This window comes from Streptomyces sp. NPDC088733 (assembly GCF_044751185.1).
GTDB lineage: Bacteria > Actinomycetota > Actinomycetes > Streptomycetales > Streptomycetaceae > Actinacidiphila.
On record NZ_JBIVLH010000002.1, the window covers coordinates 396,094 to 418,229 of the forward strand.

General features: G+C 73.2%; 22 protein-coding genes. 8 read left to right on the forward strand and 14 right to left on the reverse strand.

Annotated features, from left to right (window positions below):
* The first annotated feature begins 117 nt into the window (after positions 1 to 117).
* From ACIP64_RS05135 to ACIP64_RS05155, 5 genes are all read left to right on the forward strand, one after another.
* Positions 118 to 1,563: a WGR domain-containing protein gene (locus ACIP64_RS05135; protein WP_401582011.1), complete on the forward strand. Its 1,446-nt coding sequence runs from the start codon at positions 118 to 120 to the stop codon at positions 1,561 to 1,563.
* A 93-nt stretch (positions 1,564 to 1,656) separates the two neighbouring features.
* The gene (locus ACIP64_RS05140; protein ID WP_401582013.1) at positions 1,657 to 4,533 is read left to right on the forward strand and encodes a SpoIIE family protein phosphatase; all 2,877 of its coding nucleotides are present in this window, start codon (positions 1,657 to 1,659) and stop codon (positions 4,531 to 4,533) included.
* A gap of 71 nt (positions 4,534 to 4,604) precedes the next feature.
* The gene (gene nthB, locus ACIP64_RS05145) at positions 4,605 to 5,276 is read left to right on the forward strand and encodes a nitrile hydratase subunit beta (RefSeq protein WP_401582015.1); all 672 of its coding nucleotides are present in this window, start codon (positions 4,605 to 4,607) and stop codon (positions 5,274 to 5,276) included.
* A complete protein-coding gene (nthA, locus tag ACIP64_RS05150) occupies positions 5,273 to 5,869 on the forward strand; it encodes a nitrile hydratase subunit alpha (protein WP_401582018.1) in 597 nt (198 codons plus the stop codon). The genes nthB and nthA overlap by 4 nt, the downstream gene beginning before the upstream one ends.
* Positions 5,866 to 6,207 carry a nitrile hydratase accessory protein gene (locus ACIP64_RS05155; protein WP_401582020.1) on the forward strand — a complete coding sequence of 114 codons (342 nt, stop codon included), beginning with the start codon at positions 5,866 to 5,868 and terminating at the stop codon, positions 6,205 to 6,207. Before nthA ends, ACIP64_RS05155 begins: the two co-directional genes overlap by 4 nt.
* A 49-nt stretch (positions 6,208 to 6,256) precedes the next feature.
* On the opposite strand, the gene ACIP64_RS05160 is transcribed toward ACIP64_RS05155, so the two are convergent.
* Both ACIP64_RS05160 and ACIP64_RS05165 read right to left on the reverse strand, forming a co-directional pair.
* Positions 6,257 to 7,213 carry a hypothetical protein gene (locus ACIP64_RS05160; protein ID WP_401582022.1) on the reverse strand — a complete coding sequence of 319 codons (957 nt, stop codon included), beginning with the start codon at positions 7,211 to 7,213 and terminating at the stop codon, positions 6,257 to 6,259.
* A 216-nt stretch (positions 7,214 to 7,429) separates the two neighbouring features.
* On the reverse strand, positions 7,430 to 7,870 hold the full coding sequence (locus tag ACIP64_RS05165) for a winged helix-turn-helix transcriptional regulator (protein WP_401582023.1): 441 nt from the start codon (positions 7,868 to 7,870) through the stop codon (positions 7,430 to 7,432).
* A gap of 203 nt (positions 7,871 to 8,073) precedes the next feature.
* Here ACIP64_RS05165 and ACIP64_RS05170 point away from each other — a divergent pair, with 203 nt between their 5' ends.
* Entirely contained in the window at positions 8,074 to 8,727 is a 654-nt protein-coding gene (locus ACIP64_RS05170) for an FMN-dependent NADH-azoreductase (protein WP_401582025.1), read from the forward strand.
* Positions 8,728 to 8,799: 72 nt separating this feature from the next.
* Here the strand turns inward: ACIP64_RS05170 and ACIP64_RS05175 are convergent, their stop codons facing one another.
* Both ACIP64_RS05175 and ACIP64_RS05180 read right to left on the reverse strand, forming a co-directional pair.
* The gene (locus ACIP64_RS05175) at positions 8,800 to 10,107 is read right to left on the reverse strand and encodes an FAD-dependent oxidoreductase (protein WP_401582028.1); all 1,308 of its coding nucleotides are present in this window, start codon (positions 10,105 to 10,107) and stop codon (positions 8,800 to 8,802) included.
* Positions 10,104 to 11,003, reverse strand: a complete 900-nt coding sequence (locus ACIP64_RS05180; RefSeq protein WP_401582031.1) for an LLM class flavin-dependent oxidoreductase — start codon at positions 11,001 to 11,003, stop codon at positions 10,104 to 10,106. The genes ACIP64_RS05175 and ACIP64_RS05180 overlap by 4 nt, the downstream gene beginning before the upstream one ends.
* Positions 11,004 to 11,233: 230 nt before the next feature.
* Here ACIP64_RS05180 and ACIP64_RS05185 point away from each other — a divergent pair, with 230 nt between their 5' ends.
* On the forward strand, positions 11,234 to 11,953 hold the full coding sequence (locus ACIP64_RS05185) for a hypothetical protein (protein WP_401582034.1): 720 nt from the start codon (positions 11,234 to 11,236) through the stop codon (positions 11,951 to 11,953).
* On the opposite strand, the gene ACIP64_RS05190 is transcribed toward ACIP64_RS05185, so the two are convergent.
* Both ACIP64_RS05190 and ACIP64_RS05195 read right to left on the reverse strand, forming a co-directional pair.
* Positions 11,944 to 12,315: a winged helix-turn-helix transcriptional regulator gene (locus tag ACIP64_RS05190; RefSeq protein WP_401582037.1), complete on the reverse strand. Its 372-nt coding sequence runs from the start codon at positions 12,313 to 12,315 to the stop codon at positions 11,944 to 11,946. The two genes, ACIP64_RS05185 and ACIP64_RS05190, sit on opposite strands and share 10 nt — an antisense overlap.
* 64 nt (positions 12,316 to 12,379) lie before the next feature.
* The gene (locus tag ACIP64_RS05195; RefSeq protein WP_401582039.1) at positions 12,380 to 12,958 is read right to left on the reverse strand and encodes an MEKHLA domain-containing protein; all 579 of its coding nucleotides are present in this window, start codon (positions 12,956 to 12,958) and stop codon (positions 12,380 to 12,382) included.
* A 350-nt stretch (positions 12,959 to 13,308) separates the two neighbouring features.
* Between ACIP64_RS05195 and ACIP64_RS05200 the strand changes: the two genes are divergently transcribed.
* On the forward strand, positions 13,309 to 13,755 hold the full coding sequence (locus ACIP64_RS05200) for a universal stress protein (RefSeq protein ID WP_401582042.1): 447 nt from the start codon (positions 13,309 to 13,311) through the stop codon (positions 13,753 to 13,755).
* A gap of 89 nt (positions 13,756 to 13,844) precedes the next feature.
* Here ACIP64_RS05200 and ACIP64_RS05205 read toward each other — a convergent pair whose 3' ends face one another.
* The 8 genes from ACIP64_RS05205 to eboE all read right to left on the reverse strand — a co-directional run bounded on the left by ACIP64_RS05205 (position 13,845) and on the right by eboE (position 22,125).
* Positions 13,845 to 14,474, reverse strand: a complete 630-nt coding sequence (locus ACIP64_RS05205) for a hypothetical protein (protein WP_401582394.1) — start codon at positions 14,472 to 14,474, stop codon at positions 13,845 to 13,847.
* 8 nt (positions 14,475 to 14,482) lie between these two features.
* Positions 14,483 to 15,829, reverse strand: coding sequence for a hypothetical protein (locus tag ACIP64_RS05210; RefSeq protein ID WP_401582044.1), 1,347 nt, complete (start codon positions 15,827 to 15,829; stop codon positions 14,483 to 14,485).
* The gene (locus tag ACIP64_RS05215; RefSeq protein WP_401582395.1) at positions 15,826 to 16,617 is read right to left on the reverse strand and encodes an ABC transporter ATP-binding protein; all 792 of its coding nucleotides are present in this window, start codon (positions 16,615 to 16,617) and stop codon (positions 15,826 to 15,828) included. The genes ACIP64_RS05210 and ACIP64_RS05215 overlap by 4 nt, the downstream gene beginning before the upstream one ends.
* A gap of 29 nt (positions 16,618 to 16,646) precedes the next feature.
* Positions 16,647 to 17,579, reverse strand: coding sequence for a zf-HC2 domain-containing protein (locus ACIP64_RS05220; RefSeq protein ID WP_401582047.1), 933 nt, complete (start codon positions 17,577 to 17,579; stop codon positions 16,647 to 16,649).
* Positions 17,576 to 18,154 (reverse strand): RNA polymerase sigma factor, encoded by a 579-nt coding sequence (locus tag ACIP64_RS05225; RefSeq protein WP_401582049.1) that lies wholly within the window; start codon positions 18,152 to 18,154, stop codon positions 17,576 to 17,578. The genes ACIP64_RS05220 and ACIP64_RS05225 overlap by 4 nt, the downstream gene beginning before the upstream one ends.
* Positions 18,155 to 18,447: 293 nt before the next feature.
* Positions 18,448 to 19,536, reverse strand: coding sequence for a sugar phosphate isomerase/epimerase family protein (locus ACIP64_RS05230; RefSeq protein WP_401582052.1), 1,089 nt, complete (start codon positions 19,534 to 19,536; stop codon positions 18,448 to 18,450).
* 34 nt (positions 19,537 to 19,570) lie between these two features.
* Positions 19,571 to 20,959 carry a nucleotide pyrophosphatase/phosphodiesterase family protein gene (locus ACIP64_RS05235; RefSeq protein WP_401582055.1) on the reverse strand — a complete coding sequence of 463 codons (1,389 nt, stop codon included), beginning with the start codon at positions 20,957 to 20,959 and terminating at the stop codon, positions 19,571 to 19,573.
* The gene (gene eboE / locus ACIP64_RS05240; protein WP_401582057.1) at positions 20,956 to 22,125 is read right to left on the reverse strand and encodes a metabolite traffic protein EboE; all 1,170 of its coding nucleotides are present in this window, start codon (positions 22,123 to 22,125) and stop codon (positions 20,956 to 20,958) included. The genes ACIP64_RS05235 and eboE overlap by 4 nt, the downstream gene beginning before the upstream one ends.
* Between the last annotated feature and the right edge of the window lie 11 nt (positions 22,126 to 22,136).

The window sequence follows — 22,136 nt, forward strand, 5'->3', positions numbered from 1 at the left end:
GCGGTGTCAGTGCCCCGCCCTAGAGTCCTGGGTATCGAGAGGGCCGTGCCCGCCTGACGGGCGCTCAGGTCCTCGGGTCCGATGCCTCCTTGCGCTCCGCACGAAGAAGGGTCAGCCATGCCCGCGACCACCGGGTCCACCACCTACCTCGAACTCTCCGAGGAGGGCGGCGGCGCCCACAAGTACTACGAGGTGCGGCACTCGGGCACCGAGGTGACCATCGCCTTCGGGCGGATCGGCGAACAGGGCCAGACGCGTTCGGCCGGCTACCCGACCGTGGAGAAGGCGTCGGCCGCCGCGGCGCGCAAGGTGGGCGAGAAGGTCCGCAAGGGGTACGCCCCGGCGGTGCGGGGCCTGCGTGAGCGGCGTGCGGTCACCCGGCGCGAGATCACCAGCAGCCGTTCGACAGCGCGTCAGGCCCCCGTCCTGTGGCGCTTCTCCTCCGGCGCCCCGGCCTTCGGCATCTTCGTCGGCGAGGACCACGTCTGGATCGGCAATCAGCGCGGCGACGTCTTCACCCTTGCCCACGACGGCCGGGTGACCGGCCGCTTCGGCCTGCCCGACGGTGTGAAGTGCATCGTGGCCGACGACTTCTGGATCTACGCGGGCTGCGACGACGGCCGCGTCTACGACCTGAGCGGCAAGGTGCCGCACGTCGCCTACGAGATCGCCGAGGACGTCGACATCTACTGGCTCGACATCCACGACGGGCTCCTCGGGGTGTCCGACGCCCAGGGCGGTGTCACCACCGTCGACCACGAGGACGAGTTCCAGTGGCGGCGTTCGGGCCCGGGTGACAGCGCCTGGATGGTCCGCTGCGACGACCGGGGCGTCTTCCACGGCGACTCGCGCGGCGTGGCCATGTACGGAGCCCGCGACGGCGCGCCGCTCTGGTCGGTCGCCACCCAGGGCCCGGTGCTGTTCGGATGGCAGGAGGCGGACGAGGTGTTCGCCGGCACCGCCCGCGGCCGGGTCCACCGGCTCGCCAAGGCCGACGGTGCCGAGCGCGCCCGGTACCGCTGCGACTCCGCCGTCTTCTCCTGCGCCACCTCGCCCGACGGCCGCTACGTCTTCGCCGGCGACAACACCTCGTCCATCTACTGCTTCGCCGCCGACGGCACGCGGCTGTGGAAGCTCGGTACCGGCTGCGGCTCGGCCTACTCCATGCAGTACCGCGACGAGCGTCTCTACATCGTCACCACGGACGGCTCGCTGGCCTGCATCGACGCGAGCGAGAGCGCGGTGCGCGAGGCGGAGGGCGGCCGGCTGCCGCGGACCGCGGACGTCAAGGCCACCGGGTGGGAGCGGGTCACACCCGCGCGGGAGCTCGCCACGGTCCACGTCGCGCCGGCCGCCCCCGCGCAGGGCATCGTGGTCGAGTGTCTGGGGGAGGGCTCCCGCACCCGTGTACGCGTGGTCTCCCCGGGCTACGACCCGTCCTGGCACGTGCAGTTCCCCAAGGACATCCGCGTCGTGGGCGCCCGCTACGTGGTCTACGAGGTCCTGGCCTCCACGCGCGGCGGCTTCTACCGGGCCCGCGGGGACATCAAGCGCCTCTTGTGAACGGCCCTCGCGGGCCCGCGCCCGCCCGCACGCGTTCGGCGACGTCGTACGGCGCCACCTGCCAGGTTTCCTCCAGAAATGTACATTTACATGGTGAACGACCGATTGGCACTGCTCTCCGCCGTCGAGAAGGGCATCACGGAAGGCGAGGTGCTCCGGCTCGCGATCCAGCAGGCGGTGGCCGGATTGGGCGGGCTGGGCGGAACGGTCCACCTGTGCGGGCCCATGTCCGCGCTTCGCCTGGTGTCGACCGTGGGGCTGTCCCCCGCCCTCGTGCGGCACTGGGAGATCATCGATCAGGACAGCGCGGCCGTGCCGGCCCGCGTGCTGGACCGGGAAGAAGGGCTGTGGGCCCCGCACGGGGCCGCCGGGAGCGCGCAGCCGCCCGGAACGCGGGCGTGGCCCGGCACGGGTCTGGCGGCGGTACTCCTGTCGGACGGGGAGATCCCGGTCGGATCGCTCACCGTGGTCACCGGTTCCGGGGGAGAGCCCACGCGGGAGCAGTGGGAGTTCCTGGCGGCGGTGGCCGCCTGGGCGCAGGAGCGCATGGGCCAGTCCCCGCCCCCCGCCCGCCCCCTCCACGAGGACCCCACCGGCACCGGCCTGCGGCAGGCGCTCAAGGCGGTCGAGGTGGGCACCTGGGACTGGAACATCCGCACCGGAGACCTGGCCTGGGACGACGCCGCCATGGCCGTCTACGGCACCGACCCCGCCGACTTCGTGCCCCGGGTCGAGAGCTGGATGAAGGTGGTCCACCCCGACGACCTGCCGTGGACGCTCGCCGCCGCCGAGAAGGCCATCCGCAACCGGGGCGTGTTCGAGGCCGAGTACCGCGTGCGGCGTCCGGACGGCGGTTACGCGTGGACCGAGACCCGCGCCAAGGTGGTGCTCGACGACACCGGCGAACCCTACCGGATGATCGGCACGGCTTGGGAGAGCAGCGACTCCCGCTCGGCCCGTGCCGCGCTCAGCCGAGCCCTGCGGCACATGAGCGACGGTTTCCTGTCCGTGGACGACGACTGGCGCATCACGTTCGTCAACCTCATGGCGGAGAACATGCTGGGCTCCCCCGAGGAGGAGCTCTTCGACCGCGTGCTGTGGACGCTGCCGTCGCTGCGGCAGATACCCGGCCTGGAGGCGCGCTGCCGCGAGGCCGCCGCCAAGGCGGTGCCCACGAGCTTCGACGTGGGGCTGCCCGACCGGGGGTCCTGTTTCCACCTGCGGCTCGTGCCGGTCCCCGACGGCGTCACCCTGTACTTCACCGATGTCACCGACCGGCGGCGGCGCGAGGCCGAGCGGGTCGCCTCCGAGCGGGCCTCCACCGAGCGCTCGGCCCGGATCGCCGAACTCACCGCGGCCCTCGCCGCGGCGACCACGTCGCGCGACGTGGTGGACGCGGTGGCCCAGCGGGTGCTGCCCCCGTTCGGCGCCTCCGGTCTGCTGGTGCAGGCGATCGAGGGCGACCGCGTCTACACCGTGGGCTCCGTCGGCTATCCGCAGGCCTTCCTGGACGGCCTCGAGGGCCGTCCGCGGGCCGTGGAGGACCCGGGATGGCAGTCGCTGTCCACCAGTGAACCGCTGTTCGTCTCCTCCGCCGAGGAGTACGCGGAGCGGTACCCCACCATGGCCGACCGTCCGGGCATGATCGGGAAGCAGTCGTGGGCCTTCCTGCCGCTGATCGCCTCCGGTCTCACCTTCGGGATCTGCGTGGTCGCCTTCGACGGGCCCCGCCGCCTCACCGACGAGGAACGCACGCTGCTGAGCACCATCAGCGCCCTGGTGGCCCACGCCCTGGAACGCGCGCGGCTGTACGACGCCGAGCACACCCGGTCCAGGGAGCTGCAGAGCGCGCTGCTCCCCCAGCAGCTGCCCACCCTCCAGTCGTGCTCGCTCGCCGCCCGCTACCTGCCGACGGAACAGGGCGCGGACGTCGGGGGCGACTGGTACGACGTCATCCCGCTGTCGGCCGGCCGGGTCGCGCTCGTGATCGGCGACGTGATGGGCCACGGCCTGTCCGAGGCCGTGACCATGGGCCGGCTGCGCACCGCCGTCCACACGCTCGCCGGCCTGGAGCTGCCCCCCGACGAGATCATGAGCCACCTCAACGACATCGTCAGCGGTCTCGGCGAGGACTCCTACGCCACCTGCCTCTACGCGCTGTACGACTCCACCACCGGTTCGTGCAGCATCACCCGCGCAGGGCATCCGCCACCGGCCGTCGTGCATCCGGACGGCACGGTCCATTTCCCCGAGGCAGCCCCGAACCCGCCCCTCGGCGCGGCGGAGCCGCCGTTCGAGACCGTCGAGATGGAGATCCCGCGGGAGAGTCTGCTGGTGCTCTTCACCGACGGCCTGGTCGAGTCGTCCGAGCGGGAGATCGACCAGGGCCTGTCCGACCTCGCGCACCTGCTGCGCAGCTCGGGCGGCGAGGACCTGGACCGGCTCTGCGACACCGTCATCACCAACCTGCTGCCCGCCGGGCGGACCACCACGGACGACATCGCGCTCCTGATCGCCCGTATGCACGCCCTCCCCGCGGACCGGATGGCCTCCTGGCCGCTCCCCCAGGACCCGCAGGCGGCCGCGCTCGCCCGCGGGCTCGTCCGGGAGCAGCTGTCGGACTGGGAACTGGACGAGCTGACGCCGACGACGGAACTGCTCGCCAGCGAGCTGATCGGCAATGTCGTCCGGCACGCGAAGGGGCCGATGCGGCTGCGGCTGCTGCGGGACACCGAGCTGATCTGCGAGGTCGCCGACGGCAGCCTGACGATGCCCCGTATCCGGCATCCCTCCGAGACGGACGAGGGCGGCCGGGGGCTGCAGCTCGTCGCCTCGCTCTCCCAGCGCTGGGGCACCCGCTACACCTCGAACGGCAAGTGCATCTGGACGGCGCAGCAGGTGCCCGGCAACGGCGCGCCCGTCCCGCCGCTGGAGGAATTCGACGTGGACGCCGTGCCGCCCCTCGCTTGAGCACCCCGGACCCCACAGAATGGGCTCTGTATGCATTTGTCCGTTCCTGGCGAGGTGCGAGAGGTGGTGCCATGGAGGGAATCGCCGACATGGGCGGCACGGACGGCTGGGGCCGTGTCCCCCCGTCGCGCGACGACGAACCGGTCTTCGCGGAACCCTGGCAGGGCCGCGCCTTCGCGCTGGGGATGGCCTCCATCCGGCTCGCCTGCGGCGGCCTCAACACGGACGCCTTCCGCCACACGGTCGAGCGGCTGGACCGGGCGGCCTACCTGGACGACGGCTACTACGGGCGCTGGCTCAACGGCGCGGAGCTGATGCTCACCGAGACGGACTTCCTCGCGCCGGGCGCCGTCGACGCCCGCGCCCGCAACCTGCTCGGCGGGCACACGGCCGAGCCTCCGGCGCCCGAGCACCCCAGGCCCGCCCCCGCACCGGCCCAAGACGGCTGGATGCGCGCCGTGGACACCCCGCCCGCCTTCGCCGTCGGCGAGCGCGTCCGCGCCAAGGACATCTCGCCGCCCGGTCACACCCGGATGCCGGGCTATGTCCGGGGGCACGCCGGCGTCGTCGAGGCGGTCCAGCCCGCCGCCGTACTGCCGGACACCAATGCCCACTTCAAGGGTGAGCATCCGCAGCACGTCTACTCGGTGCGCTTCGACTCACGGGAGTTGTGGGGCGCCGGGTCGGAACCCTTCGAGGTCACCGCCGAGTTGTACGAGAGCTATCTGGAGACACTTTCATGACCACCGCCGGACCGGGCGTGCGCCCGCCCGTGGCGCTGCGCGCCGAGGCCCTGGAGCAACTCCTCACCGAGCGGGGCCTGATCGACCCGAAGGTGATGGACGGGCTCATCACCGAGTACGAGACCACCATCGGCCCCCTGAACGGCGCCAAGGTCGTCGCGAGGGCATGGACCGACCCGGAGTACCGGCGCCGGCTGCTCGACGACGGGACCGCCGCCATCGCGGAACTGGGCTTCACGGGGCCGCAGGGTGAGCACATCGTGGTCGTCGAGAACACCCCGGCCATCCACAACGTCATCGTGTGCACGCTGTGTTCGTGCTACCCGTGGCCGGTGCTCGGGCTGCCGCCGAGCTGGTACAAGGACCCGGCCTACCGCGCCCGCGTGGTCAAGGAGCCGCGCGCCGTGCTGTCCGAGATGGGCCTCGACCTCGACGACGGCGTACGGATCGTCGTGCGCGACTCCACCAGCGAGGTGCGCTGGCTGGTGCTGCCCGAACGCCCGCCCGGCACCGAGCACCTGACCGAGGAGCAGCTCGTGCCGCTGGTCACCCGGGACGCCATGGTCGGCGTGGCCAAGGCGAGGACCCCGTGACCGCCCCGCTCGACACCGAGGGGCCGGCGGCCCCGCCTCGTGCCAATGGGGAGTTGATGTTCGCCGAGCCGTGGGAGAGCCGCGCCTTCGGCATGGCCGTCACCCTCTACGAGGCCGGCGCGTTCACCTGGCCGCGGTTCCAGGCCGCGCTGATCACCCGGATCGCGGTCTGGGAGGCCGCGCACGACCAGGACGGCGAGCCCTGGAACTACTACCAGCACTGGCTCGGCGCCCTGGAGGACGTGCTCGCCGGCCAGGGCACCGTGTCCGACGACGAGGTCACCGCCCGCGCCCGGGCCCTGGACCGGCGCCCCGCGGGCCACGACCACCCGCACTGACCTCCGCCTCCGGGCCGGCGACCGTTCCGCCGCCGGCCCGGAGGCTTCGTCAGGAGCGGTAGGTGTTGCGGGTGTAGGCCAGGCTCAGCGGGGCCGTGTTGCCGAAGTACACCGAGACCAGGTACGCCGGGTCCGGCGCGATGGAACCGCGCTGGAGGTCGCTGCCGTCGTTGGTGTCGTCCCAGCCCCACGGCGTGTGCGCCGCGTTGTCCTTGCCGTTGTCACCGGCGAAGGTGCCCCATGAGGCGTACGGCGGGTTGGTGTTGCGGCGCTCCCACAGGCCCCCCGCGCCGAAGATGTCGACGAGCTGGTAGCTCGCGGCCCGGTCGTTGCCGCTCCTGGGCACGGTGCCGCCCGTGCGGCTGGGGCGGTAGACGATGCCGTCACCGCCCGCGAAGTCGGCGCCGTCCCAGTTGTACATGCCGTGGCCGCGGGCCTCCTGGAACACCAGCGGGTGCTGCGCACCGTCGTACGCCTGCGTGAACAGGGTGCCGTCGACCGTCTCGCGGTTGCCGGTGAAGGGACTGCCCGCCGGGACGTAGGAGTAGTAGTTGTCGTGCGCCTGGGTGACGGCCGCCTGAAGGCTGCCGTAGGTGCTGCCGTCCTTGCGGACGACCTCCAGCACGCCCTCCATGTCGTTCTCGTGGCCCGTCAGGTTGATCGGGTAGTCCTTCCAGTCGCGGGGGTGGAAGAACGCGTACGTGATGAACCAGTGGGTGGAGGTCTCCACCACCGAGTAGTACGCGGTGCCGGTCAGCCGCTGGGTGTTGGCGTCGAGGTTCTCCCAGTTGTTGCGGGTGTTCCAGTCGCCGTCGTAGTCGACGGGCGAGAGGTAGTCCGCGGTGTAGTACGCCGACGACGTGTCCTGGTAGTGGAGGGGGGCCCAGCGGTAGGCAAGGTCCGCGTCGGTCGGCGCCGCGGCCCGGGCCGGGCCCGCGGCCACGAGGGTGGCGACGGAGAGGAAGAGCGTCATCGCAGCGGCGCCGAAGGCTCGCCAGGGCTTCATGGGGGGGGCTCCGAGTCAGGAGGAGGGACGCGCAACGAGGCGGCGCTACTCTCCTGGCGCCCAATGACGCTTTGTACGTGGCTTGTTGACCCGCGCGTTAACGTCGGCGGGACGGTGTGGGCGGCGGCGGGCCGACACAGGGGACGTACCGTCAGATGTCCCCGTACGGCGGGCCGGCGGGCCGGCGGGCCGGCGGGCCGGGACGCCGCGGAGGCCTCAGCCGTCCGCGGTGCCGCTTCCTTCCCCGCCGCCGTGGCCGCCGCCCGCGGACGTCCTGCGGCGCCGCACGGGCGCCTGGTCCACCTGGCCGAGGCGCCGGGCGCTCCACATGGCGAGGGGTTGCAGGGCCTCCACGAGTGTGCGGCCGTCGGGGGCGAGACTGTAGCGGATCTGCACGGGAGTGGTCGGCACCACCGTGCGCTCGATGAGCCCCTCCGCCTCCAGCTCCTTCAGCCGCTGCGCGAGCAGCCGGTCGGAGATTCCGGTGACCATGGCCCGGTACTCGCCGAAGCGTCGGGCCCCGTGCGAGGCGGCCTCCAGGATCCCGCCCGTCCAGCGGCGCCCGACCAGTTCCAGGGCGCCCTGCAGGTTCGGGCAACTGCTGTCGTCGATGCCGCGGACCTCGCGCGGCCGGGGTGACGGGGTACTCGCTTCCACTTACCCAAGATTAGCACCTAATACTTTCTTTGTTCCGGAGCGGCTGTCCGACCGACTGTGGACGCATGGCCGGTCACGGACCCCCGCTTCCCGGAGCACCTACCGCTCAGGGGCGGAATCCGCTGATCAGAGGCCCTGGACGCCGCCGGCGGCAGCCGCTGCCGGCGGCGCGCCCAGAACCGCCCTCCACCCCGGAAGAGACCATGGCAACCCTGCTCCACATCGACTCCTCCCTCCACGCCGGTACGGACTCCGCCTCCCGCACCGTGGCCCGGACATTCCGCGACGCCTGGCAGGCCCAGCATCCCGACGGCACCGTGCTCCACCGCGACCTCGCCGCCGACCCGCTGCCCCACTTCGGTCTGCCCGCCTTCTCGGCGGCCCTGGTGGACGCCCATGCCCGCACCCCCGAGCAGGCGGCGGCCTTCGCCGGGCGCCTGGCGCTGATCGAGGAACTGGAGCGCGCCGACGCGGTCCTCCTCGGCGCCCCGATGTACAACTTCACGATCCCCTCGACGCTCAAGAGCTGGATCGACCAAGTGCTCCTGGTCGGCCGCACCACCGGCGAGGACTCCACCGTCAAGGACCTCCCGGTCACCGTCGTCGCCAGCCGCGGCGGCTCCTACGCGCCGGGCACGCCCCGGGCCTCGTCCGAGTACGTGCAGAACTACCTGCGCTCCATCCTCGGCGAGTACATGGGCCTGGACGTCGACTTCATCGTCCCCGAGCTGACCGCGGCGGCGTCCAACCCGGCCATGAGCGAGCTCGTCCCCCTGGCCGAGGCCTCGTGGGCCAGGGCCCTGGAGGACGCCGCGGTCAAGGGCAAGGACATCGCGCTGCGCGTCGCCGCGAGCTGACGCCGCGGCGCGCAGGCGACGACGGCGCTCGCGTCCGGAACGGGATTCCGGACGCGAGCGCCGTCTTCGTGCTCAGCGGATACCGGGCCGCAGCACACCGTCGGGGTCGTACCGCTGCCGCAGTGCGGCCACGCGCGCACCGGTCTCCCCGGGGTAGGTGCGGGCGAAGGTCTCCGCGTCGGGATGGCTCTCGAAGTTGACATAGGCACCGTCGGTGTACGGAAGCAGCGGCTTCCACCCGGCCGACAGCGTCCCCCGGTCCCCGGGAGGAAAGGCCGTTGCGGTGACGAGGGTCCGCTGGTGACGGTGCGGGTAGGCCGTCGCGGCGGGGTCCATGTCGTTGACCGCGCCGCCCAGCGACCGCATCTGGATCAGCACGGGCTCCGGGGCGGTGACCGCCGCGACCAGACCGCGGGCGGCCTCCGGCGTCATCCGCGTGAGCAGGCCGTTGGTGGTGACCACGGGCATCTGACCGCTGTGTCCGTGCAGTTGGGCGGTGGAGAGCAACTGCGGGTACGGGAGGACGTAAGCCTGCTGGAGGACGGTGTCGCCCAGGCCGGCGAGCGGTTCCAGCGCGCGCCGGACGACGGACTCGCTGTCGGAGGCCACGACCGCGGTGACGGAGGCGACCGCGAAGGACCCCTGGCCGGAGAGGTTCACCGCGGTGGACAGCTCCCGGGGCGCCGCGGCCATCATGGCTGCCCAGCGGCGCAGGGCCGTTCCGGCGGGGTCCACCACGACGGTCGCCTCGGCGTACCCGACCCTGCCGAGCTCGACCGCCTCGATCTCGAAGGCGGTCGCTGTCGCCGTGCCCGCTCCCGCCCCGCGCATGACCCACAGCAGATCGGGCTCGTGCTCGGCGTCGGCGCGGACCACCGAGCCGTCGGCGAGCACCACTTCGACGGCGCGCACGTGGTCGACGGTCAGCCCGTACGAGCGCACGAGCCAGCCGATGCCCCCGCCGGTGGCCAGCCCGCCCACGCCGACGTTGCCGTGGTCGCCGGAGCTGATGGCGAGCCCGTGCGGGGCCAGTGCCCGAGCCACCTCGGCCCAGCGGGCACCGGCCTCCACCCGTACCAGGCGCGCCCCTCGGTCGAGGACCCGTACGCCGCGCATCGCGCTCAGGTCGACGACCAGTCCCCCGTCGTTGGTCGCGGCGCCCGACAGCCCGTGACCGCCGCTGCGGACCGCGACACGCAGCCGCTGGTCGGCGGCGAAGGCCAGGGCGCGCGCCACATCGCGCGGGGACTCCGGCAGCGCGACCAGGGCCGGGCTGCCGACCCGGGTGTACGTCGACCGGAGCGCGCCGTAGCGGCGGTCCCCGGGCCCGACGAGTTTGCCCGCGAGCCCGGCGGGCACCGGGTGCGGGACGGCGTTCATCGGGCGCTCCGCAGGCGTGCGACGCGCTCGCGCACCGCCGGGACGACCTCTTCGGCGAACACCGCGAGCTGCCTCTCCGGCTCGGCGGCCGGCCAGAAGACGAAGGTGTCGAAGCCGAGGCCGACCGCCCACTCGCTGAGGGTGTCCGCCCAGTGCCCGGCGTCGCCTGCGAGCCCGGGCAGCCCGCGCGGCTCACCGATCGTCCCGATGACGTTGTAGACGCGGCGGATGGACGCCGGGGCGCGCCCCGCCGCCTCGGCTGCCTCGTCGATGACACGCTGGGCGCCGGGGACCCGCTCGGGCGGCACGTAGATGTTCAGCGGGGAGATCCAGCCGTCGGCGGCGCGGCCGGTCAGGGCGAGCATCCTCGGCTTCTGCGCGCCGAGCCACACCCCGACCGGCGTGGGGGGCACCGGTCCGGCCCGGTAGCCCTCGACGGTGTGGTGCGCGTCCCGCAGCCGCACCGGCCCGCCGCCGAGGGCGCCGCGCAGCAGGCCCAGCGCCCCCTCGGTGAAGCCGACCATCGCCGCGCCGCTGCGGGGCACACCGCCCATGGAGGCGATGGCCTCCGGGAAGGCACCGCCACCGACACCGAGCTGGACCCGTCCGCCGGTGAGCACGCCGAGCGACGCGGCCGCCTTCGCCAGCATGGTCGGTGGTCGCAGCTGGAGATCCGCGACGTCGGTGAGGAACGAGATCCGGCGGGTCGTCCCGGAGAGGTGCCCGATCAGGGTCCAGGCGTCGAGGTGGCCGGGCTGGTACGGGTGGTCCTGGACGGCAAGGTAGTCCAGGCCGCGCGCCTCGGCTTCGTGCGCGAGTGCCCTGGTGCGGGGCAGCACATCGGCGTCGGGATCGAGGCTGAGCCCGAACGAGAGGGGGTGTCCGTAGTCATTCATGCCTCCACGCTGCGCACCGCGCCCCGCGGCACAAAGTCGGAGGTGAGTTACTTATCCGAAGTAAGTGGCCGCGCAGGCGGAGGCAGGCCCGTCGCTCGCTTCGCGGGCCGGGCGCGGTGCTGGGAAAATCAACGGAAAGGCCTGTTCCGGGCGGGAGTCCGGACCGGCACCACCCCCCACCCGGAGCGACCCCGCCGGGTCGCCGGGGACCGGCGACGGGACACCGAGCTGTGGACCAGTTACTGGCGAAGATCCTCCAGGCGCACGGCGGCAGTGACCGCTATGCGCAGTTCTCCGAGGTCCGCGCGACGATCGTCACCGGAGGCGGGCTGTGGGCGATCAAAGGGGTGCCGCAGGATCCCGACCCGCGGGAGATGACCGTCCGGCTCCACGAGGAACGGGCGTCGGTGCGGCCCTTCGGGGCGCCCGACCAGCGGACCGCGTTCACCCCCGGGCGCGTGGCGATCGAGCGGACCGACGGGACCGTGGTCGCGGAACGCCCGGACCCGCGCGCGTCCTTCGCGGGACACGAGTTCGCCACGCCCTGGGACGGCCTCCAGAGGGCCTATTTCAACGGCTACGCGATGTGGACCTACCTGACCACCCCCTTCCTGCTCGCCATGCCGGGAGTGACGGTCACCCCCCTCCCGGACCTGCACGAGAACGGCGAACGGTGGCACGGGCTGCGGGCCGCCCTTCCCGAGGACATCGCCAGTCACAGCCGCGAGCAGGAGTTCTGGTTCGGGGACGACCTGCTGCTGCGCCGGCACGACTACCGCGTCGACGTGGCGGGCGGGTTCCCCGCCGTCCAGTACGTCCACCACTACATCGAGGCCCAGGGGCTGCGCATGCCCTCGAAGCGCCGCGCCTACCGCTGCGGCGACGACGGCAGGGCCCTGCCGGACGAGTTGATGGTCGCGATCGACATCAGCGACCTGCGCTACAGCTGAGGCGGATGGCCCTGCGTCCCGGGATAGTGCTCGTCGGCCCAGCGGCTCAGCGCGGTGAGGGCGGGGCGCAGGGCGGCGCCCGCCTCGGTCACCTCGTAGCGGACCCGCAGCGGGGGCCCGGGGTCGACGTCCCTGACGACGAGGCCCGCCTCCACCAGCTCGGTCAGGCGCTCGGAGAGCATGCGCTCGCTGATCCCGGGGACCGCGCGGCGCAGTTGGGCGAAGTAGGTCGGCGACCCGGTCAGCACGGCCAGGACGAGGCCGGTCCAGCGCTTGCCGAGCAGCCCGAAGACGCGCGCCAGGGTGGCGTCCACCTCACGGCACGGCTCCTCGGGTTCGGCCGGTCCCGGCTCCCCGCTCATCCCGGCACCGGGAACGTCCGGGCCGGGCGTCCACGAGCTGCGGCCGGCACGAGGGCGGCGCCCCTCATGCGACCGGGTCGCCCGGGGCCGGGACCGGAACGGTCGAAACGGGCGACCACGAGCCGAAGACCGCGGCCTGGCCGTGCCGTTGGCCGTCGGCGTCCACGAGGTTCCACATGCAGACGTCCTCGATCCAGAAGCTGCTGCCGTCCTTGGCCAGCCGCAGGCCCCGGTAACCGTCGGCGTAACCGCGGTCGTTGACCGCCGCGAGCAGTGCCTCCCGGTCCTCCTGGCCGCCGGGACCGGCCGACAGGCGCGAGGGCAGGCCGACGAATTCCTCCCAGGAGTAACCGAAGCACTCCTGCGCCGTGCGGTTCGCGTAGACGAACCGCGGGTCGGCGGAGGTGTCGTGCACGAGCAGCCCGAACGGCGCGTCCTCGTAGAGCCATGCCGCGGCCTCGTCCTCCGAGGACCAGACCGGCGGGCACAGCCCGACCCCGACCAGGCTGCGGTGGCTGTCCAGCAGCAGGGACGCGAACCGGGAACCGCGCACCGGATCGGTCGACACGGGCGCGGCCGCGGGCGAAGCCACCGGCGTACGCCCGGGTACTCCGGTCCCCGCGCTGCTGTTCGGCTCGGTCACGGACATCCTCCACTGGATCGGCGGCACGGCACGGGCACGTGGTCGCGACGCGGCCCGCAGTGATTCTAGGTCGCCGGATCCGGGGGCGAGCAGGTGTGCGAGGCGTGGGCGGACCTCGCCTCGCCCCTGCCGGGTGCCGGCCGCTCCGTGTTCACGTCGTCGCATCCGGGGCGTCATCCTCGTCGCCGTGAGGGCATCGGGGGCGGGTGACGGAGCGCCAAGACGTGGCGTGGACCCCCCATACCGTTAACCGGGGATTCTTGGGAAAAGCGGAGGTGATAGATGTACTGGGCCGGTATTCGCGTGATCGGCCGCTTTTCCACAAAGCTCGATACGGAGATGAAGACGCAATGTTCCAGCGCATCATGGTCGCCATCGACCCCACCCCCGCCCGCCACTCCGCCCTGCGCATGGCCCACGGTCTCGCGCGGCTCTCCGGCGCCCAGGTCCACGTCGTGCACGTCGCCACCTCCGCTGTCACGTACAACACGGTCCTGCCGTTGGAGGACGACGACGAGGCCAAGGCCATCCTGGCCGAGGCGCTCGCCGGGTTCCGCGAGGACGGCATCGAGGCCGACGGCGCGCTCGCGACCGGCCTCGTCCAGCAGGTCCCCGACACCATCGCCGAGGAGGCCGAGAAGTTCGGGGCCGACCTGCTGGTCCTCAGCCCGCACCACCGCAACTCCCTGGCGGCGCTGTTCAACCCCCGTGTCAGCGACGCGATCGCGCACCGCGTCGACATAGCCGTGCTCCTCGCCCCCGAGGACGCCGAGGCCGCAGAGGCCGACGCCGGCTGATCGTGCGACGCACGGGCCGGTCGGTGAACCGGCCGTGAAGGCAGCAGGCCCGGTCCCGCGCACGGGACCGGGCCGCTCCTCCTCCGTGGTCACACAGGCCGCTCGCGTTCGGGGCGCGACCCGAGCCAGGCGTACAGCGCGGAGCCGAGGACGAACAGCACCGCGGCCGTGGTCCACGCACCGGGGACCGGCCCCGGCTGCAGCGGCCAGGCCCACACCACCCTGGTGCCGCCCGGTTCCCCCGGCGCGCCGGCGAGGTAGACGGCGCTCAGGTACACGGTGGCCGGCAGCCAGCTCAGCCGCGCCCCGAGCAGCGCCGCACCCGCGGCGCAGATCCCCGTGGCCCCCAGCACATTGCGCACCGCTGCGGACCACCCGAAGTCCGGGGAGTGGCCGGGCAGGGCGAGGGCCAGCAGCGCGGCCGCGCACGCGGTGAGCGCGAGCAGATGGGCCAGCCGCCGAGGCCACCAGGCGCGTACCGCGGTCCGGTCGAGGTCGTCGCTGTACGTGTGCAGACCGGTTCCGATCGCCCCCGCCGCGAGCAGCGGGGCCAGTACCACCACCGGCACCAGCGCGTTCGCGCCGAGGGACGGCAGGTCGAGGAGCCGGCGCGCCGACCAGTAGGTCACGGCGGCGGTTCCGATCAGTGCGGCGGCACTCGCGGGCAGCGCACGGGAGCGCAGGTAGAGGCCGGGCCCGCGGTGGGCGAGCCGCGGCATCACGGTGCTCACGGAACCGGTACCGCCTTCAGGTCGCACCGGTCGGCGGCGAGGTAGCGGGTGAGGTACGCGCGTCGCTCGGCGGCGTCCTTCTCCCGCAGGTGGCGCAGCATCGTCCTGGCCCCCTCCCCGTTCATGTCCTCGAAGCCCGGCTGCGGCGCGAGCCACTGCACCACGGCACCGTCCACGTCGTAGGCACGGCTCGCGGCCGCGGCCGCGGCGTCGTCGGTACCGGTGTCGGCGGGGCAGTCCCTGACGAAGAGGTTCGCGACCGCGTTGTGGGCGTAGCGGGCCGGATCCCGCAGTTCGCCGTGGCGCATCCCGTCCCCGAGGTCCGCCAGCCGGGCATCGTGCGGCCCGAGGGGCGCCGGCCCCTCGACCCAGCGGGTGGGAGCGCCCGGTACCCCGCGCAGTTGGCCGCGGACCCCGGTCAGCGCCTGTGAGACGGCGGCGAGTGCCTTGCTGTCGGCGGCGCTGACGCACACCTTCGGGACCCCTGTGTCGCACACCGGTCGTGCGGCGCCCGGATCGGGCCGCCACAGTCCGTCGCCCGTCCGCGCGACGGGCACCGCGGCGGCGACGGCGAGCGCCAGCGGGATCACCGCGGTGGCGCGGCGCCGTGCCGCCAGGGCGAGCAGCGCGGCCGCCGCGAGTCCCGCGGTCCAGACCGCGCTCGCGGGACCGAACCACCACTGAGGCCGGTCCCAGGCGAAGGTGTGCTCCTGGACAGGGCCGAGCCAGCGCGCGTCCTCGGTCAGGTACGACGGGAGACCGAGTACGACGTAGGTGATCACGGCGACGAGCAGCGGCAGCAGACGCCACGAGGCCATCCGCCCGACGACGAAACCGAGCAGCCCCATCGCGCCGAGCGCGACCGCGTCGGCCAGCAGGAGCGTGCCGAACGGATGCCCGTACCCGGCGAACGGCAAGGTGGCGAGCAGGCTGACCGCCGCGGCCAGGAGGTACCCGGCCACCGGCCACAGGGCTGCGGGGGCGGCGGCGAGCAGCGTCCTGCGCAGTGCGGGGCGGGGGGTGGTCGCCAGCAGGTCCCGCAGGCCCAGCCGGCGTTCCCGGCTGCCCTGCCGGCAGCCGGCCGCCGCGGCCAGCGGGCCGCCCAGCAGCAGGCCCGCGATCCGGAGCAGGTCGGTGGTGTCCGTCCAGCGGCTCTGCCAGGCGGGCGCCTTGGCGAACATCGCGATGCAGACGACGACCGCGATCGCCGCCCCGGTGGCCGGTCCGATTCCGCGGATCAGCTCGGTACGCAGGACGCGTCCCGACCGGGGACGCGGCCGCGCCGGTCCGCCGGACGTTCCCCGGCCACCGGAACTCCCGGTCCGCACGTCGACGGCGCTCATCGCTGCCCCCCGGTGGCCACACCCGCGCGGTGGGCGCGCAGTGCGGCGGCGTAGCCGCGTTCGACCGGACTGACATCCGTCTGCCCGTCGCCGTCGCTCTCGCCGAGGCGGATGAGTTCGGCGGTGGTACCCCGATAGGTGACACGGCCCGACTCCAGGAGGGTCACCTCGGAGCACGCGGCGGCGACGTCCTCGACCAGATGGGTCGACACGATCACCGTCGACGTCGTCCCCAGCTCCCGCAGGAGCGACCGGAACTCCATGCGCTGCTCAGGGTCGAGGCCCGCCGTCGGCTCGTCGAGGAGCAGCAGCCGGGGCTCGTTCACGATCGCCTGAGCGACGCCGACCCGCCGGACCATGCCGCCGGACAGCGTCTTCACCTTCGCGTCGATCCGGTCGGACAGCCCCACCCGGTCGACCGCCCGCGCCACGGCCTGCGGCACGTCCGCCGCGGGCATCTCCTTCAGCCAGGCCACGTACGACACGAACTCGCGCACGGTGAAACCCGGGTAGTAGCCGAACTCCTGCGGCAGGTAGCCGAGGCTGCGCCGGATCTCCGCGCGTTCCCGGTGCGCGGACAGGTCACGCCCGAGCAGTTCCACCCGGCCGGCCGCCGGGGCGGCCACCGTCGCCAGCACGCGGATCAGCGAGGTCTTGCCCGCGCCGTTGGGTCCCAGCAGGCCGTGCACGCCGGGCCGCAGGCTGAGGTCGACCGCGTCGAGCGCGATCCTCTTGCGGTGACGGACCGTCAGTCCGGTCACCTCCACGCCCGTGCCGGTCGCTGTCATGTCGATCCCCTCGATGGTTCCGTTCGCGTTCACATGTGCCCCCGGCGGCCGGAGTGGGCGACGTCGAAGGAGCGCCTGCGCAGGACGAGCAGTCCCGCGCACACGGCGGCTCCGGCCGCCCACCCGCTCTGGGCGGCAGGGGCGGACAGCAGTGTCAGATGGTGTGCCAGCGCGTCGGCCGACACGGTGAGGCCCCGGGACAACCTGAGTACGGGCGTGAGCACCGCCAGCGCCCAGCCGCCAGAGACGATCCCGGCGGCCGTCCGGCCGTCCAGGAACGAGCCGAGTGCCGGCACCGCCAGCGTCAGCGCGAAACCCGGCAGCAGCCACGTCGCCGCCCCCGGACCCGGCGCCCCGGAGGGCAGCAGTGCCCCGGCCAGGGTCAGCGCGGGCATGCTGACGGCCAGCACGACCGCGGTCCTGGTCAGCAGCAGACGCAGCCCGCCGCCGGGAGTGGAGGCGTTGATCTCGTGCATCGGGTCCGCGTGCCGCCCGTACGACAGCGCCACCCCCGCCACCGGCAGGAAGGGAGCCAGTGCCAGCAGCAGCGGACGGCTCACGTCGGACGCGCCCGCGAGGGCCAGCCCGAACGCGACCGCGATCACCAGCAGCAGCGCCACGGTCCAGGGCCCGCGCAGAGCCGGCCCCCCGGCCCTGACCAGGCGGGCGACCGGGCCGGGACGCGGCGCCCCCGCCACCGTCGGCACGCCGGCTTCCGATCGCGCGGCGACGCGGGGACCGGCGGCCTCCGCGGGCTGCCGCCCCGCGGTCACGGCCCGTACGTCCGCGAGGACGGCCGTCAGCACCGGACCGGCCGGTCCGGACCGTACGGCGGCCGACACCAGGCCGGCGCATGCCTCGCAGACCTCGACGTGCTTCTCCACCGACCAGGCGTCGGAGTCCGGGACGGCCCCGGAGGCGTACCGGGCGGCGAGCGCACCGCTCACGTGCCATGCGTTCATGCCGTTCCCTCCAGTCCGCCCAGCGGGCCGATGTCGCCCAGCAGCAGCCGCAGCTCCCTGCGGGCCCGCATGGCGCGGGTCTTGACCGTGCCTTCCGGGATGCCGAGCAGTCGTGCGGTCTCCCGGGTGGTGAGCCCGTCCACGACGGTGGCGCGCAGGACGGCGCGCAGCTCCGGGGAGATGCGGTCGAGTGCCGCTCCGACGTCGCCGAACTCCAGGCCCGAGAGCACGTGCTCCTCGGCGGAGGGGATGACGCCGGGCAGTTGGTGCGGCACGCGCTCCGAGCGCGCCCGCGCCCGCTCGGCGTCCACCAGACGCCGGGCAGCGATCACCCACAGCCAGCCGCCCGCCGGGCCGCCGTGATGGGCCGCCGCCGACTGCCACACGCTCACGAAGGTGTCCTGCAGCACATCACGCGCGGTCTCGGGATCGGGGCACCGCCGGAGCAGCCGCGCGTACAGCCACCCGGCATGCCGCTCGAACAGCTCGGCCAGTGCCCCCTCGTCACCGGCGGCCACGGCGCGCAGCAGCGCGGCGTCGTCCTGATGGGCCCCTGGGGGGCGGAAAACTCTCACGTTCCCTCTGTCGCTCCGCCGCGCGCCGACGGTTCACGGCGGGGGCGGCGGGCTGCGGTGCGCGGGGCGGCGGCCGGTCTGCCGGCCCCCATCCTCGCAAAGGACCGGTCGGCGAAGAGGCGGGAAAGCGCACAAATCGAACGATGTCCGAATGGAGGGGGCGGATCCGGGCCGGAGAGAGGGTGGCAACGATGTCAAAGCTGCCGCCGCCTGCCTGGACGGCTGTGCCGCCGCGCCCCGCTCGGCGGGGGCGGCGGCACCGGTACTCCGGCGGACGGCGGGAGGAAGCGCCGTCAGCAGTCCTTCTCGCGCAGCGCGTGCAGGTACGCGCTGGAGCGGCGGGCGAAGGACAGGGAGTCCGCCGGGAAGTCGTGCTCGGTCTGCCAGTGGTGGGACTGCCGGCCGCCGCGGGTGCGCGTGACGGCCGAGATGAACCCCTCGTAGTCGATGTCGCCGTCGCCGACGTCCACCATGTCGTAGCCGTCGCTTGCGGCGTCGTTGCGCTCGCCGTCCTTGACGTGGAAGAGGGGGTAGCGGTCGGGCTGCCGGAGGACGTAGCGCAGCGGGTCGAAGGGGGCGGGGGTGCCGTCGACGCGCTCGGAGAAGCGGTACTGCCCGACAAACGCCCAGTAGATGTCCATCTCCAGGTACACCAGGCGCGGATCGGTCTCGGCGAGGAGCACGTCGTAGAGCCGCACGTCGGGGCGGTCAGTGGCGAAGGAGAACTCCTCGGCGTGGTTGTGCTGATAGAACTTCATGCCGCGCGCCTTGGCGGCGGCGCCGAACACGTTGAACTCCTCGGCGCAGCGCTTCCATCCGTCGACGGTGCTGCCGTAGCGCCAGGGGCCGGAGGCCGTGCCGATGTGCTTCAGGCCGAGGGCCTCGGCGTCGTCGAGGACCTTGGCGAGGTTCTGGGCGAAGGTGTAGGCGCCGGGGTTGCCGTCGTCGTAGTAGCCGACATGACTGCCGATGGCCGTAAGCCCGTGGTCCCGGGCGAGCCCGCGCAATTGGGCGAGGGTGATGGCGCCCGCGGAGCCCTGGGTGTAGCCGGCGTACTCGACCTCGTCGTAGCCGTATTTCGCGAGCTCGGCGAAGACCGGGGCGAAGCCGAGGGTGGAGACCTTGTCGCGCAGCGAGTAGAGCTGGATGCCGAGGCGGCCGGGGGGCAGTACGGGACGTCCGTGGCCGCCCCTGCCGTGGCCCTTGTGGTGATCCTCGCCGTGGCCCTTGTCGTGGGCGGCGGCGGTGGGGGCGGTGGCACCGAGGAGGGCGGCCGCGGTGGCGCCGGCGGCCACACCGAGCATGCCGCGCCTGCTGAGCCTGCTGAGCCTGCGGCTGAGCTCCGGGTCGGGCGTGCCGCTTGTACGACTATTGCCGCGCATTGTGGATAACTCCCTGTCGTCGATGGCGTGTGGTTCAGTGAAGTCCTGCGAGGCGCAGGAGCAGGGACTTCACATCGGTGGCCGCGACGCGACCGCTGAGGGCACGGGGGACGGAGCAGAGGATGAGGGGACCTTCGTCGTCGCTCGCCGGGAGGCGGCCGTGGCTGCCGCGAATAGGCGAGGGATCGAGCGGTACGACCGCCATGCGGTAGCGCATGCCGAGCTTCTTGCGGGCGAGCGCCGTCGCCGCCTTGACGCGGACGTAGGGGTCGACGGGGTCCATGAACAGCTCGACGGGGTCGTAGCCGGGCTTGCGGTGGATCTCGACAAGCTGCGCGAAGTCGGGCGCCCGGTCGTCGTCGAGCCAGTAGTAGTACGTGAACCACGCGTCGGGTTCGGCGACGGCGACGAGTTCGCCGGAGCGGTGGTGGTCGAGGCCGTGCCGCTTCTTGCCCTCGTCGTCGAGGAGTTCGGCGATCCCGGGCAGGTCCGCCAGGGCCGCGCGGGTGGCCTCCAGGTCCTCGGGGCGGCGCACGTACACATGGGCGATCTGGTGGTCGGCGACGGCGAAGGCACGGGAGGCCATCGGGTCGAGGTACTCCATGCCGTCCTGGGTGTGGACCTCGAGCAGGCCGGCGCGGCGCAGGGCCCGGTTGATGTCGACCGGTCGGCTCACCGGCGTGATGCCGTACTCCGACAGGACGACCACGGTGCGGCCTTCGCGCCGGGCGTCGTCGAGGAGCGGGGCCATCGCCGTGTCCAGGTCGGTGGCGGCCCGGCGGGAGCGCGGGTCGTCCGGGCCGTAGCGCTGGAGGTCGTAGTCGAGGTGCGGGAGGTAGCAGAGGGCGAGGTCGGGAGTGCGGGTGCGCAGGATGTGCCGGGTGGCGTCGATGATCCAGCGGCTGGAGACGATGTCGGCGCCCGGGCCCCAGAAGCGGAAGAGGGGGAAGGTGCCGAACCCCTGGGTGAGTTCGTCGTGGAGGTCCGGCGGGCGGGTGTAGCAGTCGGGTTCCTTGCGGCCGTCGGCGTAGTAGACGGGGCGCGGGGTGACTGTGATGTCGGTGTCGGCACCCATCGCGTACCACCAGCAGATGTTGGCGACGGTGTAGCCGGGGTGGGCGCGGCGGGCGGCGTCCCACAGCTTGTCGCCGGCGACCAGACCGTTGTGCTGGCGCCACAGCAGGACGTCGCCGAGCTCGCGGAAGTACCAGCCGTTGCCGACGATGCCGTGTTCGGAGGGAGGTGCGCCGGTGAGGAAGGTGGACTGTGCGGCGCAGGTGACGGCCGGCAGCACCGTGCCGAGCGGGGCCCGGGAGCCGGCGTCGGCGAAGCGTGCCAGGTGCGGCATGTGCTCCAGCAGCCGCGGTGTGAGGCCGACGACGTCCAGGACGAGGAGCGGGGTCGGCCCGGCGGTCGCGTTCATGGCAGTTCCTTGAGGCCGAGGTCGTGCAGGAGGTCACGGGCGAGGCCGAGTTCGGCGGCGATCCCGTCGGCGAGCTGGGCGCGGGTGCGCGGCCGCAGTTCGGCGGGGAGTGCCTGCCAGGTGTAGGTCTCGACCTCCAGGTGGTGGGTGAGCGGTACGGGACCGCCGACGAGGCGGCCCAGGGCGTCCTTCAGGACGCCGAGAGTGGAGGTGAGGGGTGGTGCCGGTGGTGCGTGCAGGGGCACGTGGAAGTGCGAGCGCCATGGTGCGCCGGTGGGGAGGGCGTCCGGGGTGAGGGCCTCGTGGAGGTCGTCGGTGCTGAGGAGGCCGCCGGCGGTGCGGGTGCGGGTCTGGTGCAGGAAGCGGGGTTCGGCGAAGGCGGCGAGTGCGTCGCGCACGCCGGGGAGTTCGGGGTGTTCGGCGTGCAGTGCGGCGGAGAGCTGGACCTTGGGAATGGCGATGCCGGCGGCGGCGAGTGCGTTCAGCGCCGCGACCGGTTCTTCGAAGGAGGTGGCGAGATGGCAGGTGTCGACGCAGATGCCGATGCGGGGCTGGGCGAGGTCCGTGAGAGGGCCGATCGCGTCGGCGGTGGTCTCGATGGTGCAGCCCGGCTCGGGTTCCAGGGCGATCCTGATGGACTTCCCGGTGAGCTCGGCGAGCGCGTCGAGACGCTGGGCGAGGGTGGTGAGGGCGGCGCGGGCGGTCGCGGCGGCGCGCTCGTCGAAGAGGGTGCGCCAGGCGAGCGGGAGGGTGGAGACGGACCCCTCGGTGACGTCGTCCGGGAGCAGGGCGGCGAGCAGGTCGGCCAGGACGCTGGTGTAGGCGAGGCGCTCGGGTTCGGTCCAGTCCGGCCGGTAGACCCGGTACTTGACCTCCTGGGCGCCGAACCCCTCGTACGGGAAGCCGTTGAGGGTGACGACCTCGAGGCCCCGGCTGTCCAGGGCGGCGCGCAGTCCGCGCAGCGACGCCGGATCGGTGTGCAGGGCGCGCGCGGCGTCCTTGGCGAGCCACAGGCCGATGCCGAGGCGGTCGCGGCCGAGGCGCTTGCGCACGGGTTCGCAGTGGTCGCGGAGCTGGGCGAGGACGCCGTCGAGCGTCTCGGCGGGGTGCACGTTGGTGCAGTAGGACAAGTGGACGACGGAACCGTCCGGGTGGCGGAAGCGCATGGTGGCCGTCC

Bases quoted from the DNA above. Each gene is read 5' to 3' on its own strand.
- ACIP64_RS05135 (WP_401582011.1), top strand. From the start codon at position 118: ATGCCCGCGACCACCGGGTCCACCACCTACCTCGAACTCTCCGAGGAG.
- nthB (WP_401582015.1), top strand. From the start codon at position 4,605: ATGGAGGGAATCGCCGACATGGGCGGCACGGACGGCTGGGGCCGTGTC.
- nthA (WP_401582018.1), top strand. From the start codon at position 5,273: ATGACCACCGCCGGACCGGGCGTGCGCCCGCCCGTGGCGCTGCGCGCC.
- ACIP64_RS05160 (WP_401582022.1), bottom strand. From the start codon at position 7,213: ATGAAGCCCTGGCGAGCCTTCGGCGCCGCTGCGATGACGCTCTTCCTC.
- ACIP64_RS05170 (WP_401582025.1), top strand. From the start codon at position 8,074: ATGGCAACCCTGCTCCACATCGACTCCTCCCTCCACGCCGGTACGGAC.
- ACIP64_RS05175 (WP_401582028.1), bottom strand. From the start codon at position 10,107: ATGAACGCCGTCCCGCACCCGGTGCCCGCCGGGCTCGCGGGCAAACTC.
- ACIP64_RS05180 (WP_401582031.1), bottom strand. From the start codon at position 11,003: ATGAATGACTACGGACACCCCCTCTCGTTCGGGCTCAGCCTCGATCCC.
- ACIP64_RS05190 (WP_401582037.1), bottom strand. From the start codon at position 12,315: ATGAGCGGGGAGCCGGGACCGGCCGAACCCGAGGAGCCGTGCCGTGAG.
- ACIP64_RS05200 (WP_401582042.1), top strand. From the start codon at position 13,309: ATGTTCCAGCGCATCATGGTCGCCATCGACCCCACCCCCGCCCGCCAC.
- ACIP64_RS05205 (WP_401582394.1), bottom strand. From the start codon at position 14,474: ATGCCGCGGCTCGCCCACCGCGGGCCCGGCCTCTACCTGCGCTCCCGT.
- ACIP64_RS05210 (WP_401582044.1), bottom strand. From the start codon at position 15,829: ATGAGCGCCGTCGACGTGCGGACCGGGAGTTCCGGTGGCCGGGGAACG.
- ACIP64_RS05215 (WP_401582395.1), bottom strand. From the start codon at position 16,617: ATGACAGCGACCGGCACGGGCGTGGAGGTGACCGGACTGACGGTCCGT.
- ACIP64_RS05220 (WP_401582047.1), bottom strand. From the start codon at position 17,579: ATGAACGCATGGCACGTGAGCGGTGCGCTCGCCGCCCGGTACGCCTCC.
- ACIP64_RS05230 (WP_401582052.1), bottom strand. From the start codon at position 19,536: ATGCGCGGCAATAGTCGTACAAGCGGCACGCCCGACCCGGAGCTCAGC.
- ACIP64_RS05235 (WP_401582055.1), bottom strand. From the start codon at position 20,959: ATGAACGCGACCGCCGGGCCGACCCCGCTCCTCGTCCTGGACGTCGTC.
- eboE (WP_401582057.1), bottom strand. From the start codon at position 22,125: ATGCGCTTCCGCCACCCGGACGGTTCCGTCGTCCACTTGTCCTACTGC.